Origin of the sequence: Aster yellows witches'-broom phytoplasma AYWB, assembly GCF_000012225.1 — a bacterium.
Classification (GTDB): domain Bacteria; phylum Bacillota_I; class Bacilli_A; order Acholeplasmatales; family Acholeplasmataceae; genus Phytoplasma.
Window position 1 is genome coordinate 1 of sequence record NC_007716.1, and the last position, 18,160, is coordinate 18,160.

The 18,160-nt window shown below is 26.0% G+C and carries 15 protein-coding genes; 14 read left to right on the plus strand and 1 reads right to left on the minus strand.

The window, feature by feature from the left end; genetic code table 11:
- The 9 genes from dnaA to AYWB_RS00045 all read left to right on the plus strand — a co-directional run bounded on the left by dnaA (position 1) and on the right by AYWB_RS00045 (position 10,101).
- The gene (gene dnaA, locus AYWB_RS00005; RefSeq protein ID WP_011412285.1) at positions 1-1,515 is read left to right on the plus strand and encodes a chromosomal replication initiator protein DnaA; all 1,515 of its coding nucleotides are present in this window, start codon (positions 1-3) and stop codon (positions 1,513-1,515) included.
- Between the two features lie 193 nt (positions 1,516-1,708).
- Positions 1,709-2,845 (plus strand): DNA polymerase III subunit beta, encoded by a 1,137-nt coding sequence (dnaN, locus tag AYWB_RS00010; protein ID WP_011412286.1) that lies wholly within the window; start codon positions 1,709-1,711, stop codon positions 2,843-2,845.
- Positions 2,846-3,330: 485 nt separating this feature from the next.
- Positions 3,331-3,618 carry a 30S ribosomal protein S6 gene (rpsF, locus tag AYWB_RS00015; protein WP_011412287.1) on the plus strand — a complete coding sequence of 96 codons (288 nt, stop codon included), beginning with the start codon at positions 3,331-3,333 and terminating at the stop codon, positions 3,616-3,618.
- Positions 3,619-3,632: 14 nt separating this feature from the next.
- Positions 3,633-3,812: a single-stranded DNA-binding protein gene (locus tag AYWB_RS04095; RefSeq protein WP_011412288.1), complete on the plus strand. Its 180-nt coding sequence runs from the start codon at positions 3,633-3,635 to the stop codon at positions 3,810-3,812.
- A gap of 269 nt (positions 3,813-4,081) precedes the next feature.
- Entirely contained in the window at positions 4,082-4,321 is a 240-nt protein-coding gene (rpsR, locus tag AYWB_RS00025; protein ID WP_011412289.1) for a 30S ribosomal protein S18, read from the plus strand.
- Positions 4,322-4,414: 93 nt separating this feature from the next.
- A complete protein-coding gene (gene rplI / locus AYWB_RS00030; RefSeq protein WP_011412290.1) occupies positions 4,415-6,964 on the plus strand; it encodes a 50S ribosomal protein L9 in 2,550 nt (849 codons plus the stop codon).
- Entirely contained in the window at positions 6,961-8,304 is a 1,344-nt protein-coding gene (gene dnaB / locus AYWB_RS00035; protein ID WP_011412291.1) for a replicative DNA helicase, read from the plus strand. The genes rplI and dnaB overlap by 4 nt, the downstream gene beginning before the upstream one ends.
- A gap of 66 nt (positions 8,305-8,370) precedes the next feature.
- Positions 8,371-9,426, plus strand: coding sequence for a peptide chain release factor 1 (prfA, locus tag AYWB_RS00040; protein WP_011412292.1), 1,056 nt, complete (start codon positions 8,371-8,373; stop codon positions 9,424-9,426).
- 84 nt (positions 9,427-9,510) lie between these two features.
- Positions 9,511-10,101 carry an L-threonylcarbamoyladenylate synthase gene (locus AYWB_RS00045; RefSeq protein WP_011412293.1) on the plus strand — a complete coding sequence of 197 codons (591 nt, stop codon included), beginning with the start codon at positions 9,511-9,513 and terminating at the stop codon, positions 10,099-10,101.
- A gap of 8 nt (positions 10,102-10,109) precedes the next feature.
- On the opposite strand, the gene holA is transcribed toward AYWB_RS00045, so the two are convergent.
- The gene (gene holA, locus AYWB_RS00050) at positions 10,110-11,081 is read right to left on the minus strand and encodes a DNA polymerase III subunit delta (protein ID WP_011412294.1); all 972 of its coding nucleotides are present in this window, start codon (positions 11,079-11,081) and stop codon (positions 10,110-10,112) included.
- A 255-nt stretch (positions 11,082-11,336) separates the two neighbouring features.
- Here holA and yihA point away from each other — a divergent pair, with 255 nt between their 5' ends.
- The 5 genes from yihA to AYWB_RS00075 all read left to right on the plus strand — a co-directional run bounded on the left by yihA (position 11,337) and on the right by AYWB_RS00075 (position 18,148).
- Positions 11,337-11,927: a ribosome biogenesis GTP-binding protein YihA/YsxC gene (gene yihA / locus AYWB_RS00055; protein WP_011412295.1), complete on the plus strand. Its 591-nt coding sequence runs from the start codon at positions 11,337-11,339 to the stop codon at positions 11,925-11,927.
- A 177-nt stretch (positions 11,928-12,104) separates the two neighbouring features.
- On the plus strand, positions 12,105-14,735 hold the full coding sequence (locus AYWB_RS00060; RefSeq protein ID WP_011412296.1) for a valine--tRNA ligase: 2,631 nt from the start codon (positions 12,105-12,107) through the stop codon (positions 14,733-14,735).
- Between the two features lie 146 nt (positions 14,736-14,881).
- The gene (locus AYWB_RS00065) at positions 14,882-15,439 is read left to right on the plus strand and encodes an ECF-type riboflavin transporter substrate-binding protein (protein WP_011412297.1); all 558 of its coding nucleotides are present in this window, start codon (positions 14,882-14,884) and stop codon (positions 15,437-15,439) included.
- 107 nt (positions 15,440-15,546) lie between these two features.
- A complete protein-coding gene (locus AYWB_RS00070; RefSeq protein ID WP_041639768.1) occupies positions 15,547-17,313 on the plus strand; it encodes an ABC transporter ATP-binding protein in 1,767 nt (588 codons plus the stop codon).
- On the plus strand, positions 17,303-18,148 hold the full coding sequence (locus AYWB_RS00075) for an energy-coupling factor transporter transmembrane component T family protein (protein WP_011412299.1): 846 nt from the start codon (positions 17,303-17,305) through the stop codon (positions 18,146-18,148). Before AYWB_RS00070 ends, AYWB_RS00075 begins: the two co-directional genes overlap by 11 nt.
- Positions 18,149-18,160: the final 12 nt, after the last annotated feature.

The following is an 18,160-nucleotide window of genomic DNA, read 5'->3' on the forward strand; positions in this document are numbered from 1 at the left end:
ATGAATAATTATATTAAAATTTGGGATGTAATTTTAAATGAACTATCAAAAATTTACAGTGATGAAGTTTTTAAAGAAACATTTTCAAATATTAAAAAAATAAAACAAATTGAAGAAAAAATTATAATTTCAGTAGAAACTGAATTTATTAAAAATAAAATATATAAAATGTATTTTGAAAAAATTAAAGAAATAAATAAATTAAAGTTTGAAGAAAAAATTATAATAGAATTCGTTTCAGAAAATAATAAAAAAAATTGTAATTTTGATAATGAAAAAAAACATTTTGAAAATATTAAAAAAGAATTAAAAAATGAAACTGAAATTTTTTTTTGCAAAATTGAAAATAATGATGAATTTAAAAATAATAAACATTTTAGAAAAAATGAAATAAAACAAATTGAAAATGGATATAATGATAACATAAATGTTGAAATTGAAAATCGAAAAATAAGTTTTAACAAATACAATTATGGAAATACTAATCCAAAATATAGTTTTGATAATTTTGTTGTGGGAAAAAGTAATAATTTTGCCTTTAAAATTTCCAAAAAAATTGCTGAAGAAAAAAAGGTAACCACAAATCCACTCTACATTTTTGGAAAATCAGGAATTGGAAAAACTCATCTAATTCAGGCAATAGGAAATCATATTTTGAAAAACACACATTCATCCAAAAAAGTTCTATATGTAAAAGCTGACGGTTTTATTGAAGAGTTTACAAATCAATTAAGAAAAGCCAAAATGGAAGATTTTAACGAAAAATACCGTGATATTGATCTTTTATTAGTTGATGATATTCAAATTATGGCAGGCGCTACAAGAACTCAAATGGAGTTTTTTAAATTATTTGATTATCTTTATTTAAATCAAAAACAAATTGTAATAACAAGTGATAAACAAGCCTCAGAACTAAAAAATATTATGAGTAGATTAACTTCGCGTTTTGAAGCTGGTCTTATGGTCGATATTCAAAGTCCTGATTTTAATCATCGCCTCAATATTTTGAAAAAGAAAATATTAGAATTTGAACCACAAAATACTTTGAAAATAAAAAAAGATGTACTTGATTTGATTGCTTCTTCTTTTGTTAATAATGTTCGCGAAATGGAAGGAGCTTTATTAAGATTATTGAATTATGCCCAAACTTTTGGCTATGATATTGATATTAATATTGCCAATGAAGCCTTAGAACTTTTGATTAAAAGCAAAAAAAGTGTTTCTTATGATGAAGATGTTTTGGAAAAAATTAAATTAGTTGTTAGTAATTTTTTCAATATTTCAGTTCGTGATTTAATGAGTAAAAAAAGACAACAAAAATATACTTTTCCACGTCATATTGCTATTTATTTAATCAAAGAATTAAAAGATATTCCTTATAATATTGTTGGTAGTTTTTTCAAAAGAAACCATTCTGCAGTTTTTAAAGCTTATCAAAAAATTAAAAAAAATTCTCAAAGTGATTATGAATTAAAAAAATCATTAGAACTTATTTTGAAAAAAATTAATTCTTAATAAAATATCTATATTTTTAAAAAAGCATCTTTTAAATATTTGAAGATTTTTAACTTATTTTATTCTGTTTTTTAAAATATTAATAATAAAAAAATAAAAGTTAAATGCAAAATATTAAAATAAATATATAAAACAAATAATAACAAACAATTTAAAAAATTATTACAACAAAAAGATAAATGAGGTTTAATAAATGTATTTAGAAATTAATAAAGATATTTTTTTGGAACAACTTTTAAAAATACAAAAAATTTTACCCCAAAAAACTTTTTTTCCTATTTTTAATGCTCTCAAAATCCAAACACAAGAAAATAAATTAATTTTAGAAGCTAATAATGGTAATATTGCAATTAAAATAGAAATTAAAGATAAAAGTTTAAAAATTAAAAAACAAGGTAAAATTGCTTGTTTAGGAAGATATTTTATTGAAATAATTAAAAAAATTAATGATTCTTTAATTAAAATTACTGTAATGGAAAATAATTTTTTAGTAATTAAAACTATTTTTTGTGAATATAAATTAAAATTAATGGATGTTTGTAATTTTTTAGAACTTGATTTTTCTTTCCAAAAATTAGATTTTTTTCAAATCGAAACTCATTTTTTTAAAAATATAATTAAAGAAGTAAATATTTCTACTTCTAAAAATGAAAAAAGACCTATTTTAATGGGACTTAACTTGATTTATCAAAACAATCTTTTAAAAGCTTGTGCTACTGATTTTTTTCGAATGAGTCAAAAAAAAATTAATCTAGATATTAAATATCACAATTTTAATATTGTCATTCCTAATAAAAGTTTAGAAGAATTAAGCAAAATATTAGAACATTGCCAAAGTAAACATTTAAAAATTTATTCTGATGCTCAAAAAATCTTTTTAGAAATTGATAATTTATGGTTTCAAACTTCACTTTTAGAAGGGAATTATCCCCAAATTCAAGAAATTAAACTTACAAATTTTCCTTTTTCCATTCATTTAAATAAAGATGATTTAATGAAAGCCTTAGAAAGAGTTTCATTGTTGTTTTACAAAGAACAAATAAATACCAATGTTATTAAATTTATTTTAACTGAACGAAATTCAATTGAAATTTCGTCTTCTAGTGAAAGTTTGGGAACTGCTTTGGAAAAAATTATTCCTTTAAAAGTTAGTGCAAATAGTTTTCAAATTGCTTTTAATGCTAAATATTTAGAAGATGTTTTAAAAGTTTTATCAGTTAAAGAAGTAGTTTTTTATTTTGATAATCCCTTAAAACCATTTATTATTACTACTTTAGAAAAAGATAGTTCTATTCATTTGATTTTGCCTATTCCTTTGGAGAATGATTGATATTTTTTATATTTTATATTTTTTTTACATTGCACCTAATTAAGGTTTTAACTTTTCATTATCATTTTTTTATAAGCACAAACATTATTGCAAAATAAATTTAAAGGTAAATAACTAAAAACTTTTTTAAAAAAACATTTCTTGCTTTTCTGTTTGTATTTGTATCTAAATTATTTTTTAGAAAAATAATATTTTGATTAATTTAGAATATTTTTTTACTTTCATTTTTTGTTTTATGTTAGAATTTTTTTTATCGAAACAAATAAATCACAATTAATAAATATCAATAAATTTTTATTTCTTGATAAAAAAATAATATCTTTAACTAAAAAAACCTATAAATATTACAGTTTTGTCATCTAATTAACTAAAAAAAATATTTTTTTGTTATAATATTAATGTCTTATAAATTAGAAAATAAAATGCTTATTCCTTGTCTTTACAATTTAGAGATAAAGACCGCGTAGGCCATAAGGAGAGAAAAAATGAAAAAATACGAAATAATGTATATTTTACGCCCCAATTTAGACAACAAATACGTTAAAAAAATTAATGATACTTTGCAAAATGTTTTTTTACAAGCCCCAAACCAAATTTTGGAACAAAAAGAAATAGGATTAAAAGACCTAACTTATTTTATTGATAATCATAAAAAAGGATATTACAATTGGTTAATGGTAAAAGCAGATAATGATGCTGTTTTAGAATTTAATCGTATTGTCAAAATTACTGAAGAAATTATTAGATTCATCGTTATTAAAGATAAAGAATAAGAAATTTAATTCATATGATTAATAAAGTTATTTTGATAGGTCGTATTACCAAAGACCCAGAATTAAAAAAAACTAATAGTGGTACTTATGTTGTTAAATTTACTTTGGCAGTTAATAAAATTGTAAGTTCTTCTAGCGAAAAAAAACTAATTTTATCAATTGTACTGTTTTTGGTAAACAAGCTGAAAATTTGAAAAATATATTTCTAAAGGTGCTTTAATAGGTGTTGAAGGAAGTATTAGAGTATAAACTTGGGAAAAAGACGGTGTAACTAATTGGCAAACTAGTGTTTTTTGTAACAATGTCCAATTCTTAGAATCTAAAAAAAACTTATAACGATTATGAATAATATTCCAATTAAAAATAATTCCTAAATTAACTGATATAAAATAATAAAAACAATAACATAACCAAATCTAAAAACAAAAATAATAAATATTTTCAATTTCAAAAGGAGTTAAAAATGAAATTTAATAACAAAAAAAATACTTTTAAAAAACGTCGCAAAGTTTGTTTTTTTACTGAAAACAAAGTAACTAAAATTGATTTTAAAGACATAGAACTTTTACAAAGATTTATTACTGACCGTGGAAGAATTCTTTCTAGAAGAGTAACAAATACTTCTGCTAGATGGCAACGTCAATTGGCAATTGCTATTAAAAGAGCTCGCCATATGGCTTTAATTCCTTTTATTCAACAATAAAAACAGGGGTTGCATCCTGTTTTTTTTATTAATTACAAATATTTAAAATAAATTTTATCTAATTATTCAAATGCAAATGAGGGCAAAAAAATTATGTTTTCTAAAAATAAACATAACACCAAATTTATTGTAATTGCTTGTGTAATTGTTGTTTTGATTTTAATTCTTTTTTGTTTTGATTTCCAAAATATTCAAGAAATTATTGAAACAATTAATCAATTAACCAACAATCAAAATCCAAGCAAAAATACTGCCAGCGAAATGAGCGGTATGCGTCGTAAAATCATTTTTTTCATTTTTAACTTTTTTGGAAAAATAATTTTAGCATCCTTTATTATCAGTTTTTTGCTTCACATTAAAAAAAACGCCCAAATTAAAAGATTAAAAAACAAACTTTCTTTATGGTCTAAATTATCTTTTCACGTAAGTCAAATTGGAGAAGAAGTGCTCAACGAACTTCCTATTGGTATTGTTTTAATTGATATTTCTAGTCAAGAAATTCAGTGGCTCAATCCTTATGCCAGTTTTATTTTAAAAAATCCTGAAATTAATTCTCCCTTAACTCAAATTAATGAAAATATGGCACAACTAATAAGCACTTCTGATACAATTCCCAAAACCATCATCACTTTAAAAAACCAAAAATTTGAATGTTTTTATAAAAAAGATTTAAGTGTTTTTTATTTGTTTGATGCTACCGAAAAAGAACAAATCAAACATTTATTTTTACAAAAAACCTTAGCTATTGCTATGATTGCTTTTGATAATTTAGCAGAATCCTTAATTCGTTATGATCTTTCAGAACAATCTCAAATACAAGGTGAATATTTAAGTGCTTTATCTGATTATATTGAACCTTATGAAAGTTATTTAAAACAATTGATAGACGACCGTTTTTTGCTTCTTCTTAACCGCCAAAATTTAGATAAAATGTTAGAAAATAAATTTAGCATTTTAGATACTATCCGCAACATTTCTCACAAATATCAATTAAAAGTTACTCTTTCTATGGGAATTGCTTGTTGGAATTTGTCATATGAAAAACTCGCTACCTACAGTCAAAATGCAATTGAATTAGCCCAAAAAAGGGGTGGTGATCAAGTGGTTGTTAATATTGAAAATGAAAAAATTAAATATTTTGGTGCTAAAATTGCTTCTTTAAGCAAACAATCCAAAGTGCATGCCCGTATTAATGCCCAAAATTTGGTCGATATTTTGAAAAAAAATCCTCATTGTTTTATCATGGGACACACCCACACCGATCTTGATGCTTTGGGTTCTGTAATTGCTTTTTACAAAATTGCAGCCACTATCCATCCCGAAAACAACAATTATATTATCCTTGATGAAGAAAAATTAGACAAAAGCCTCATCCCCGTTTATCATCAATTAATTAAAACTGAGTCAAAAAAAACTCTAAATATTATTACAACCCAACAAGCATCCAAAATGATTAAAGACAATTCCTTAATTGCAGTTTTGGATACCCAAACTAAAGATATGTTAAATAGTCCCGAACTTTTATCGCTAACGCCCAATATTGTAGTTGTTGATCACCACCGCGCTACCGAAGAAATTATTCCTTCTATTTTTTCTTATGTCGAATCATCTGCTTCTTCAACTGTTGAATTGCTTGTTGAAGTTATGGGATTTTTGGAAAAAGAAGTCCACATTACTGCTTTTGAAGCAAGCATTATGTATGCAGGTATTTTAATTGATACTAACGCTTTTATTTACCGTACAAGTTCTAGAACTTTTGAAGTAGCTTCTAAATTAAAAGATTTAGGCGCTGATGCAATTGAGGTTAAAAGTTGGTTACGCAAAGACTTTGATAAAGTTTTAGAAATTAATAAACTGATTTCTGAAATGGAAATTTTTATGGATAGATTTGCTATTATTCAAAGTTCTGAAATTTATGAAAATCGTTCTTTTTTAGCTCAAGTGGCAGAAAGTGTTCTAAACATTCAAAACGTTGATGCTGCTTTTATGATAGCGAAAATAGCAGATAATAAAATAGCAATTAGTGCTCGTTCTTACAATGAAATTAATGTTCAAACTATCATGGAACAAATGGAAGGTGGAGGACATCTTAATAGCGCCGCTACTCAATTAGAAGGAACTAATATCAAAACAGTTACAGACACTTTAAAACATTTTTTAAAATTAGAATATGAAAAAGGTGAAAAGAATATGGAAATTATTTTGTTAACTGATATTTCTAACAAAGGAAAAAAACACGAAATTATTAAAGTTAATAATGGTTATGGCAATTTTTTAATCCAAAATAAAAAAGCTCTTTTAGCAGACAAAGCTAATTTAGCTGTAATTAAACAAACCCAAATTTTAGAACAAGAACAAAAACGTAATCACGAACTTTTAATGCAAAAATTAAAACAAGAAATTGATGACAAAAAAATTACTCTAGATATTCAATTAGGACCTAAAGGAAAAATTTATGGAAAAATTACTCTCAAACAAATTTCTGAAGAATTTTTAAAAGTTCATAATATCACTCTTGACCGTAAAAAAATATCTTTAGAAAGTGAAATTATCGCCATTGGTATTTATCCTGTTGATGTTTTTCTAACTGATCAAATTAAGGCTACTTTTTTCCTTAATGTGACTGAAAGAAAAAGCAAATGACAAATTATTCTAAAAATACTCCTTCAAGTCCTGAAGCAGAACGTGCTTTGTTAGGAGTTTTACTTTTAAACCCTGAAAAAATAACTTTTACCTTAGATATGATTGAAGAAACTGACTTTTACAGCCCTCATCACCAACATATTTTTAGAGCAATGAAAACTTTGCATGAAACTAACAAACAAATTGATTATTCTTCAGTAAGTGCTATTTTAGATAATGAAAAATTATTAAAAAAAATAGGAAATATTGATTATTTAAAAGAATTATCTGATTTGATGCCTTCTATTCAACATATAGGAACATACATTGATTTAATTAAGGAAACTGCTTTAAAAAGAGAAATTATCGAAACTGTAACTTCATTAGCACAAAAAGGATACGAAAACATTGATGTTCAAGAATATTTGGATTTGTCGGAAGAAAAAATCTTTAATTTAACTAAAAACAAAAAAACCAACGAATTATTAAAATTAAAAATTTTGTTAAAAGAAATTAAAGAAAAAAATATTCTTGCCAAAAGTCATAAAGATTTAGTAGGTCTTTCAACTGGATATGAAAATCTCAATAACATTACTTTAGGATTTAAACCCGAAGAATTTATTATTTTAGCTGCTCGTCCTTCTATGGGGAAAAGTACTTTTATGCTTAATTTAGCTCTCAGAATTGCTAACCCTAAACACAATTCTCATTCCCCTCATATTGCTATTTTTAGTTTAGAAATGTCAAATGAACAATTAGCTATGCGAATGTTAAGCACCCAATCAAAAATACAACACAAAAAAATTCAATTGGGCAACACCAACAGAGAAGAAAAATTTTTGTTAGAAATATCAATGGAAAAAATGCATGATTTAAATATTTATTTTGATGATTCAGCTACGGTAAATATTTTAGATATTAAAGCTAAATGTCGTAAACTTAAAAGTCAAAACAAACTTGATATTATAATGATAGACTATTTGCAACTTATCCGTAAAACTAACAAACACAACCGCCAAGAAGAAGTAGCAGAAATTTCTCAAAACTTAAAACAAATAGCACGTGAATTAAAAATCCCTGTCATTGCCCTTTCACAACTATCAAGGGATGTAGAAAAAAGAGAAGATAAACGTCCCATTTTGGCTGATCTCAGAGATTCAGGATCAATTGAACAAGACGCTGATATTGTAATGTTTTTGTACCGTGAAGGCTATTATGAAAAAGACAAAAAACCTGATTCTTCTGGGCACACTCAAGTTATTATTGCCAAAAATCGTCAAGGATCAATTGGCATTAGAGAATTTAAGCTTAATTTTGATTATATGTTTTTTTCAGAAATCGAACCTAATAAAAACGAATAAAAAAAGAATTTTGCTTGATTAAAATATTTTTTTACCCCAATTCTTTTTTTTAAAAAAGAGGTAAATATGCTTGACAGATTAAAAAAAATAAAACAAAAATATCAAGATTTACAAAAACTTTTGTTAAATGAACAAAATATAACTCAAAAAATTGACATTTTTAAAAATTTATCAAAATTAGAACCAACAGTAGAACTTTTTAACCGATACTTAAATTTAGAAACCGAATTTATTCAAGTTCAAACTATTTTAGAAACCGAACAAGACCAAGAATTATTACTTTTAGCACGACAAGAAAAAGATACTATTTTATCAAAAAAAAAAATTACCTTAGAAAAATTAAAAATTTTGCTTTTACCCCAAGATCCTTTTGATAAAAAAAATGTTGTCTTAGAAATTAAAGGTGCAGCTGGTGGCAACGAAGCGAATCTTTTTGCAGCTGATTTGTTACGAACCTATGTTAAATACGCCGAAAGCAAAAAATGGAAAGTCGAAATCCTCAATCTAAATCCAAGTATCAAAGGCGGTCTTTCTTCCGTAGAACTTTTAATTTCTGGGAAAAATATTTATTCTTTTTTAAAGTATGAATCAGGTGTTCACCGAGTCCAACGTGTTCCTACTACCGAAGCCCAAGGGCGAATTCATACTTCTACTGCTGTTGTTTTGGTATTTCCTGAAGCAGAAGAATTAGAATTAAAAATTGATTGGCATGACATTCGCACCGACACTTTTAATTCTAGCGGACCTGGCGGACAATCAGTAAACACTACTAAATCAGCTGTTAGACTTACTCATGTACCTTCAGGAATTAGTGTTGCTTGTCAAGAAGGCAAAAGCCAGCACGAAAACAAAGACAAAGCATTTACCCTTTTAAAAACACGCATTTATAACCAAATGTTAAATATTAAACAAGAAGAAGAAAAAACACACAGAAAAAAATTAGTAGGAACTGGCGAAAGAAGCGAAAAAATAAGAACATATAATTACCCCCAAAATCGTATAACAGATCACAGAATTGGACTTACTTTACAAAAATTAGATATCATTATGGAAGGTAAACTCGATTTAGTTATTGAACCTTTGATTCATGAAGCCCAAAAAGAACAACTTGCCCAAAGTTAGTTTTTACGAAATTTATTTTACAAAACCAAAACCTTTCAATTTTAAAACCTGTTTAAGAAAAAAAAGATAAATAAAGGAATCACCGTGAAACCAAAAGATATTATTATTTTTCCAACTGATACAGTTTATGGTATGGGCGCTAAATTATATGATAAAAAAGGACTCAACTACATTTATCAAATTAAAAAAAGACCCTTAAACAAAAGTATTGTTGTTTTGTGTTCATCTTTACAACAAGCAAAAAAATTGGTCCAATTTAGTCCTCAAAACCTTAAATTAGCTCTGCATTTTTGGCCAGGGCCTTTAACTTTTGTTCTGCCTACCACTTCCAAATATTTTTCTAAAACAAAGGAAAAAACTTTAGGAGTAAGAATCCCCAACCATCCTTTAACTTTGGAAATTTTAAAAAAAAATGGTCCTTTAAAAACCACTTCTGTTAACCAAAGCAATCATCCTCCACTAAATGATTACCAAACTATTTTTAATATTTATCACAATAAAGTGGCTTTGATTTATAAAAACTATCATCCAATTTTAAAAATATCTTCCACTATTGTTGATCTAACCACTTTTCAACCAGTTATTTTAAGGCAAGGAACAATTACTCAAGAAGAAATTTCATCACAAATCCTAAAATCTTTATTACCATCAAAAAATTGCAAGTTATGTGCCTAGTTTTAAAATTACAAAAAAACCTTTTGCTTACCCAATAAAAAAATTTCCAAACCAATATCTTTATTTATGGTACCTTCTTTAATTTTATATTCTAATTCTATTAAATCTAAAAACAGTGTATTTAATTTTGTTGTTTCAATCAATTTTGCTTCTTTTATTAAAAAAAATACTTTTCCTTGTGAAACTGCCAAAACTTTTTGCAATTCTTCTGGGTTGTTTTTTTGTTGCAATAATTCTTTTACCAATAACAATTCTTTAATTTTATGAGTTAATCGATTTATAACATTAAAAGCATTGATTTTTTGCATTTTCAAGGTTTTATAAATTTGATAAGCATCAATATAATTTTGTTTTAAAAAAAGATTAATTAATCCAAAAATATTGTCATTTTTCTTAAAAGCATTGATTTTTTGTACCATTTGCCAAGTTATATTTTTATCATTTGTTTGACATAATTTGATTTTTGTTATTTCTTGATGCAAAAAATAAAGATTATAGTTAGTTTTACTCGCTAATTCTTGGATAGTTTTTGTATCAATTTTAAAACCATCTTTTTGAAAAACATCCATGATATATTTAAAAAAATCTTTTTTTTCTAAACTATTTGTTGTTTTACAAATACAATGTTTTTCCCAAATTTTTTGAACTTCAGATGTTTTAGTTGTTTTTTCTGCAAAAAAATATAAATCTAAATTTTTGTAAGGATTTTGTAAATAAGAAATTAAAAAAGCAATTTCTTGAGTTTTTTTTTGAAATAAAATTTCACTGTGATCCACCAAAATTACTTTTTTCCATGTGTTTTCAATTAAAGAAGTGTTTTGCAGTTCTTTTTTAAGTTCTGTTACAATATCTTTTTGCATACAATAATAAACTACATCTAATTTTTTTTGTTTGCAAACATTAATTATTTTTTTTATTTTTTTTTCTAGAAAAAACCTTTGTTTTCCCCAAATTAAATGTATGTTATTTGTTTTTTCCAAATTTAAAACCTCATTTTGCCTTTTTTATTATTAATTAATAATTTGTTTTTTTAATTTTTTTGCAAAATATCAATTCAACATTATTATAAATATCACTATTTTTATTTTATCAAAAAAAAATTATTACAAAACGATATCACAAAATATAAATCAACAAAAATAATAATTTGTTATAATAATATTTGTAAAACACCTTCAAAAATCACCAATCGCAAACAATTATAGGTAAAAGCAAAAAGAAAAGGAAAAACTAAAATGATTAAAAAATCAACTTTTGTGAGTAGTATTGTCAATTTTAAATATATTCCTTTGAAAAAACAACCCGAAATTGTTTTGGTGGGCAGAAGCAACGTTGGCAAAAGTACTTTCATCAATGCTTTAACTCAAAAAAAAAAATTAGCTAAAATTTCTAAAACTCCTGGCAAAACAATCACCCTAAACTACTATGACATTAATGAATCTTTTTATTTGATCGATACTCCTGGCTACGGTTATGCTAAAAAAAGTAAAGAAATTAAAAAGCAGTTATTACCGATGATTATTGCTTTTTTGGAACAAACTTCTAATCTCAAAGCAATCTTTCAGCTAATTGATTTTAAAGTAGGTGCTACTCAAGAAGACGACAGAATCCATCAAGTTCTTTTGCAAGCGGGTTTTGAGGTGGTCTTGTTATTCGTTAAAAAAGATAAAGTTAAAAAAAGTCTTGTACCCAAACAATTAAAAATGCTTGTTAATCACTTTTCCCAAATTAAATATTTCTTTTTGATTTCGTCAAAACAACAAGAAGGGCTGGAAGAATTAAAACTTTTTTTAAGTCAATTAATGGATTCAAATGCCAATGATTAAAAAAAGGATTTCCTTATTTTTTGTACTTTTTTGTTTTTTCAACTTTTTCACTTTGCAAAAAAATAAATTTTTTTACTCCAAACCGCTTAAACATTTTCAAAATTTCCAAAATCCAAAAAACTTTTAAAACTTAAAAACTTCAACCATAAAAAAAGAAAATAGAAAGAAGCTAATTTTATGCAATCTAAATATGATTTTAAAAAAGTAGAACATCAAAGATACCAAAAATGGTTAGAAAAAAAATATTTTTGTTCTAATCTAAACACCACCAAAAAAACTTTTACTGTTGTAATTCCACCTCCTAATGTAACAGGAAAACTTCATTTGGGACACGCTTGGAATAACACTATTCAAGACATTATTATAAGATTTAAAAAAATGCAAGGCTTTGACGTGCTCTTTTTGCCTGGGATGGATCATGCAGGAATTGCCACTCAAAATAAAGTTAAAGAACAATTAAAACAAGAAGGTCTTTTGAACAAAACTTTAAACAAAGAAATTTTTTTAAAATACGCATGGCAGTGGAAAGAAAAACATGCCCAAAATATTAGGCAACAATGGCAAGTTTTAGGTCTTCATCTCGATTATAATTTTGAAAAATTTACTCTTGATCCTGATTTGAGTCAAACAGTTCAAGAAGTTTTTATCAAATTATACCAACAAAAATTAATTTACAGAGATTATAAAATTATTAATTGGGACCCCAAAACTAAAACAGCCCTTTCTAATGTAGAAGTAAATTACCATGAAACCAAAGGAAAATTATATTATATTAAATATTTTTTGGTTGATTTTACAACTAATTCCAATTTGTCTAATGGCTCTTTTGCTTCTTCTTTTTTAGAAATTGCAACCACTCGCCCTGAAACCATGTTTGCCGACCAAGCTTTAATGGTAAATCCTAACGACCCTAGATATCAATCTTTTATTGGCAAAAAAGTCTTTATTCCTGATACTAACATCCAAATTTCTGTTATTAGTGATAATTACGTAGATATTAATTTTGGTACGGGAGTTGTAAAGGTGACACCTGGACACGATATTAATGATTTCGAAGTAGCTAAAAGACACCAATTAAAAGTTTTATTATGTATGAATGAAGATGGCACTATGAACGATCTAGCTTTGCAATATCAAGGATTAGACCGTTTTGTCTGCCGTCAAAAGTTAGTGCAAACTCTTAAAAAAAAAGGATTTTTCACAAAAACCGAAATCCACCTTTATAAAGTAGGATATTCGAGTATTTCTGATTCTATCATTGAACCACGCCTTTCTTTACAATGGTTTTTAAAAACCAAAGCCATCGCCCAAAATGCTTTAAAAACAAATAAAATCAATTTTTTTCCGCTTCGTTTTAAAAATATTTTTAATAATTGGCTCCAAAATATCGAAGACTGGTGTATTTCGCGTCAATTATGGTGGGGTCATCAAATTCCTGCTTGGCACAAAGGAAAAGAAATTAAGGTTCAAATAGAAAGTCCTGGTCCAGAATGGAACCTTGATTGTGATGTTTTGGATACTTGGTTTTCTTCTGCTTTGTGGCCTTTTAGTACTTTGGGATGGCCTAATTGTAACACTCCTTTATTTCAAAACCACTTTCCTACTGATGTTTTGGTAACGGGCTATGACATTTTAACTTTTTGGGTATCAAAAATGGTTTTTCAAAGTATTTTATTAACCCAAAAAGACCCTTTTAAAGATGTTTTATTACATGGTTTAGTAAGAGATAACAAAGGAAAAAAAATGTCTAAATCAAAAGGTAACGGTGTTGATCCTTTAGAAGTTGTTGCCAAATATGGTACTGATGCTCTTAGATGGTTTTTAACTACTAACGCTGCTCCTGGATTTGATTTATTCTATGATGAGACTAAAGTTGCTTCATCTTGGAATTTCATTAATAAATTATGGAATATTAGTCGTTTTATAAAATTAAAAACCAACACCCTAGACACCGATTTTGATATCAATCTTTTGTCTTTACCCCAAAAAGCTCTTTTAACACAATTGCATTTAACAACTCAAAAAGTAACAACTTTATATCAAAAATATGAATTAAAAGAAATTGGAAAAATTTTATATCACTTTGTTTGGGAATATTTTGCTAATTGGCATTTAGAATTTGCCAAACACGATTTAGATCAGAACAACTCCAATTTAACAAACCTGTACAACAGTCAAAAATTTTTAGTTTATATGATAAAATACATTTTGCAACTTTTACATCCTTTTATACCTTTTGTAACTGATGTTCTTTATGAAAATTTTGACAAAAAAACTAACATTACTCAAACTATTTTGCAAAAAACTTCTTATTGTAATTTAGATGCCTTAACTGATTTTGAAAATCTTAAAAACTTAATTATTAAAACACGTCATTTAAGACAAGAATCCAATATCAATTTTAAATTAAATTTAGAATTAGAAATTGTATCTCAATCTTCAACACCCCTCCAAGATTTTGTAAGTTTGCAACAAGCTTTAGAAAAATTTTTCAAAACTTTTCAAATTAAAATTACTAACAAAGTTACTAATTCAAAAAAAACTATTTGGTTAATTGAAAAAAATTTAAGTCTTTATATTGACCGCAAAACTCTCGACAAACTTAATGAAACCAAATTTGAAAGTAATTTTTTACAACAAAAAAATACCCTTCTTAAAGAAATTAAAAGAAGTGAGACCATTTTAAACAATCCATCCTTCTTACAAAAAGCTGCAAGTTCCAAAATTGAAATTGAAAAAAAGAAATACGAAAGTTATTGCAAGCAATATAAAAAATTGTTAGAAAAAACAACAATTAAAAACCGCTAAATCCAAACAAAAAATAAAAAATTTAAATAAAACTATAAATAAATAATTTAAGTTTTGAAATTAAAAAAACATCGCAAACAAAATCCCAAAAAAACTAACCAACTAATATTTTTCAAATTAAAACTACTTATTAAGGGAACTAACCAATGTCAAAAGACGATTCTATTAAAAAAACTGTTACTATAGGGCTGAGCACTACTATTTTTTTTGTTTTAAGTTGTTTTGCCTCTATTCCTGTAGGTTTTAACGTAAGTATTGAGACTTCAGCAGCTTTTTTAGCTTTCATTGCTGTTGCTTTTGGTCCTTCGGTTGGTTTTTATGTGGGACTTATAGGACACATCATTAAAGATTTTTTTTTGTTTGGAAATGTTTCTTGGAATTGGGTTTTATGCTCTGCTCTTATTGGTTTTATTTACGGGTTACCATATAAAATAATTGATCTTAAATATCAAGTGTTTACTAAGAAAAAAATTGTTTATTTTTGGCTTTACCAGGTTGCTTGTAATTTTATAATTTGGGGTTTTTTTGCTCCTCAAAGTGATTTATTGATTTACGGGCAACCACCTAAACTAGTTTATTTACAAAGCTTTTTGATAGTAATTTCTAATATTTTAGCTTATAGTGTGGTGGGAATTAAATTAATGACTATATATTCTTGTCATTACACTAAACAAGCTACTTTAATGAAAATTAATAATTCTTAAACATTTTTTAAACATCATTAATCATATTCCTTTTGCTTCTAAAACCACAACAAAATACTAATTCATTTATTAGATTTTTTCATTTTATAACTTCAAAGAGGAACTTTATGCCAAAACCATTAATCATTTTTAAAGATTTTAGTTTTCAATATTATAGCCAACAAACTCCTACTATAAATCAAATCAATTTAACTATTTATGAAGGACAAAAAGTTTTGATTGTTGGCAAAAATGGTAGCGGTAAATCTACTTTTTTAAAATGTATTAATGGTTTGATTCCTCATAGTTATCAAGGAAAAATTACAGGAACTGCTATTATTAAGGACAAAGTTTTGACACAAACCAATATTTTTGATCTATCTTTGGATGTGGGCACCATTATGCAAGATACAGATAAACAATTTGTAGGTTTAACAGTAGCAGAAGATATAGCTTTTGCCTTGGAAAATGACGCTTTGCCTCAAAGTAAAATATATCAAAAAGTAAATATGTGGGCACAAGATTTAGGATTGCAATCCTTTTTAGATTACAAACCACAAGAACTTTCCGAAGGTCACAAGCAATTAGCGTCGATGGCAGGAGTTTTAATTTATAATCCTTCTATTTTGTTATTTGACGAATCTCTATCCAATCTTGATCCTGTTTCAAGAGCCAAAATGACTGCCTTAATAAAAACTATTCATCAAAAATACCATTCAACTATTTTAGTTATTGAACATTATTTAGAAGATATTTTAGATGATTCTTTTGATAGGATAATAGTATTTGAAGATGGAAAAATTATTTATGACAATTCTCCCCAAAAATTAATTTTAGAAAATGTTTTAATTAAACAAAGTATTCAAGAACCAACTTATATTAGTGCTTTGAAAAAGGTTGGTGTTAATTTGGAACACCTTCCCCATTTATTAAATTTGCCTTATTTGAAATTCTCAGATTTTTCTCAATATTTTTTTCATCAATTAAAAAATTTAAAAAAATGTTCCATTTCTCAAAATTCTCCAACTCAATTATTACCTTCCTTTTACAAACATTTTGCACCTTTTTCCCCAATTTTACAATTACAAAACATTTCTTATCACTATGAACCCAGACAACCCAATATTTTAAATAACATTTCTTTGGATTTATTTCCAGGAGAAATGATTAGTATTTTTGGTAAAAATGGTAGTGGTAAATCTACTTTAGCCAAAGTTATTTGTGGTTTTTGTACTCCTCAAACAGGAACTATTTTATTAAATAATCAAAATATTTCATGTTTATCTTTACAACAAAAATCAGAAAAAATTGGTTTTGTCATGCAAAATCCCCATCATATGATTTCCCAAAAAACTGTTTTTAAAGAAGTAGCATTGGGGTTTTTAAGTAAACAACTTTCATTAACTGAAATCAAAACCAAAGTGCATGCCATTTTGAAAACTTGTAATTTAGAATATTTTGTTAACTGGCCTATTTCTGCTCTTAGTTTCGGACAAAAAAAAAGACTTACTATTGCTTCTATTTTAGTAATGCAACCTCAAATTCTTATTTTGGATGAACCTACCATAGGACAAGATTTAAAACATCGCACACAAATTATGACTTTTTTACAAAAGTTAAATAATAAAGGCATTACCATTGTAATTATTACTCATGATATGTCTTTAATGCTTAATTATACTCAAAGAACTTTGGTTTTAGAACAAGGAGGAATTATTGCAAACACTAATACTTTAAAAATTTTTACAGATATTTCTTTAATGCAAAAAACTTCTCTCAACCCTATTAGTTTGATTGTTCTTTTTAATAAATTGCCATTTACATCAGAAGAAAAAAATGTTTTGTTAACTCAAATGTTGGCTTTTTTAAGGGAGGATTATTGTTATGGAAAATAGTATGTTGCAATATTTACCAGGTAATACTTTCATTTATAAAATCCAAGGAGCAACTAAGTTATTGTTTTTGATTTCGGTTTCAATTGCTTGTATGATGGTCTATCATGTGTGGTTTTTATTGGGGCTTTCCCTTTTGTCTTTGTTTTTTTTTTGGTGTGCTAAAATTAAATGGCAGCAAGTGGTTTTTGTGGTTAAAGGAATTTTCTTTTTTTTGTTTGTAAACAATATTATTATTATTATTATTTTTAGAAATCACGGTACTCAAATATATAACTCCAAAACCCCCATTCCTTTATTTTATAATCTTTTAACCCAAGAACAATTGTTTTATCAATTTAATGTTTTGTTAAAGTATTGTTGTATCATTCCTTTGTTTTTAATCTTTATTATAACTACTAATCCAAGTCAATTAGCTGCTAGTTTAAATAAATTAGGGGTTAGTTATAAAATTAGTTATGCTTTTTCTCTTACTATTCGCTATATTCCTGAAATTCAAAAAGATTTTAAAAATATTTATTTCAATCAACAAATACGAGGTATTAAAGTTGTTAAAAAAACTCATTTTGTAGCTCGCATTATTGCAGATATTAAAAAAATTGCCCTTATTATTCCTCCTTTGATTTTCTTTAATTTAGATAAAATTGATGTAATTACTAATGCTATGCAATTGAGGCGTTTTGGTAAATATAAAACAAGAACTTGGTATTATGAAAAATCTTTTAGTATTCTTGATTTGTTTACTTTTTTATTAGGGTTGGCACTCCTTTTGCTTGGTGTGTGGCTTTTGTGCCGTTATGATAGGTTTTATTATCCTTTTGCCAAAAACCCTTTTTGATAATAGTATTGT

Bases quoted from the DNA above. Each gene is read 5' to 3' on its own strand.
- dnaA (WP_011412285.1), top strand. From the start codon at position 1: ATGAATAATTATATTAAAATTTGGGATGTAATTTTAAATGAACTATCA.
- dnaN (WP_011412286.1), top strand. From the start codon at position 1,709: ATGTATTTAGAAATTAATAAAGATATTTTTTTGGAACAACTTTTAAAA.
- rpsF (WP_011412287.1), top strand. From the start codon at position 3,331: ATGAAAAAATACGAAATAATGTATATTTTACGCCCCAATTTAGACAAC.
- AYWB_RS04095 (WP_011412288.1), top strand. From the start codon at position 3,633: ATGATTAATAAAGTTATTTTGATAGGTCGTATTACCAAAGACCCAGAA.
- rpsR (WP_011412289.1), top strand. From the start codon at position 4,082: ATGAAATTTAATAACAAAAAAAATACTTTTAAAAAACGTCGCAAAGTT.
- rplI (WP_011412290.1), top strand. From the start codon at position 4,415: ATGTTTTCTAAAAATAAACATAACACCAAATTTATTGTAATTGCTTGT.
- dnaB (WP_011412291.1), top strand. From the start codon at position 6,961: ATGACAAATTATTCTAAAAATACTCCTTCAAGTCCTGAAGCAGAACGT.
- prfA (WP_011412292.1), top strand. From the start codon at position 8,371: ATGCTTGACAGATTAAAAAAAATAAAACAAAAATATCAAGATTTACAA.
- yihA (WP_011412295.1), top strand. From the start codon at position 11,337: ATGATTAAAAAATCAACTTTTGTGAGTAGTATTGTCAATTTTAAATAT.
- AYWB_RS00060 (WP_011412296.1), top strand. From the start codon at position 12,105: ATGCAATCTAAATATGATTTTAAAAAAGTAGAACATCAAAGATACCAA.
- AYWB_RS00065 (WP_011412297.1), top strand. From the start codon at position 14,882: ATGTCAAAAGACGATTCTATTAAAAAAACTGTTACTATAGGGCTGAGC.
- AYWB_RS00070 (WP_041639768.1), top strand. From the start codon at position 15,547: ATGCCAAAACCATTAATCATTTTTAAAGATTTTAGTTTTCAATATTAT.
- AYWB_RS00075 (WP_011412299.1), top strand. From the start codon at position 17,303: ATGGAAAATAGTATGTTGCAATATTTACCAGGTAATACTTTCATTTAT.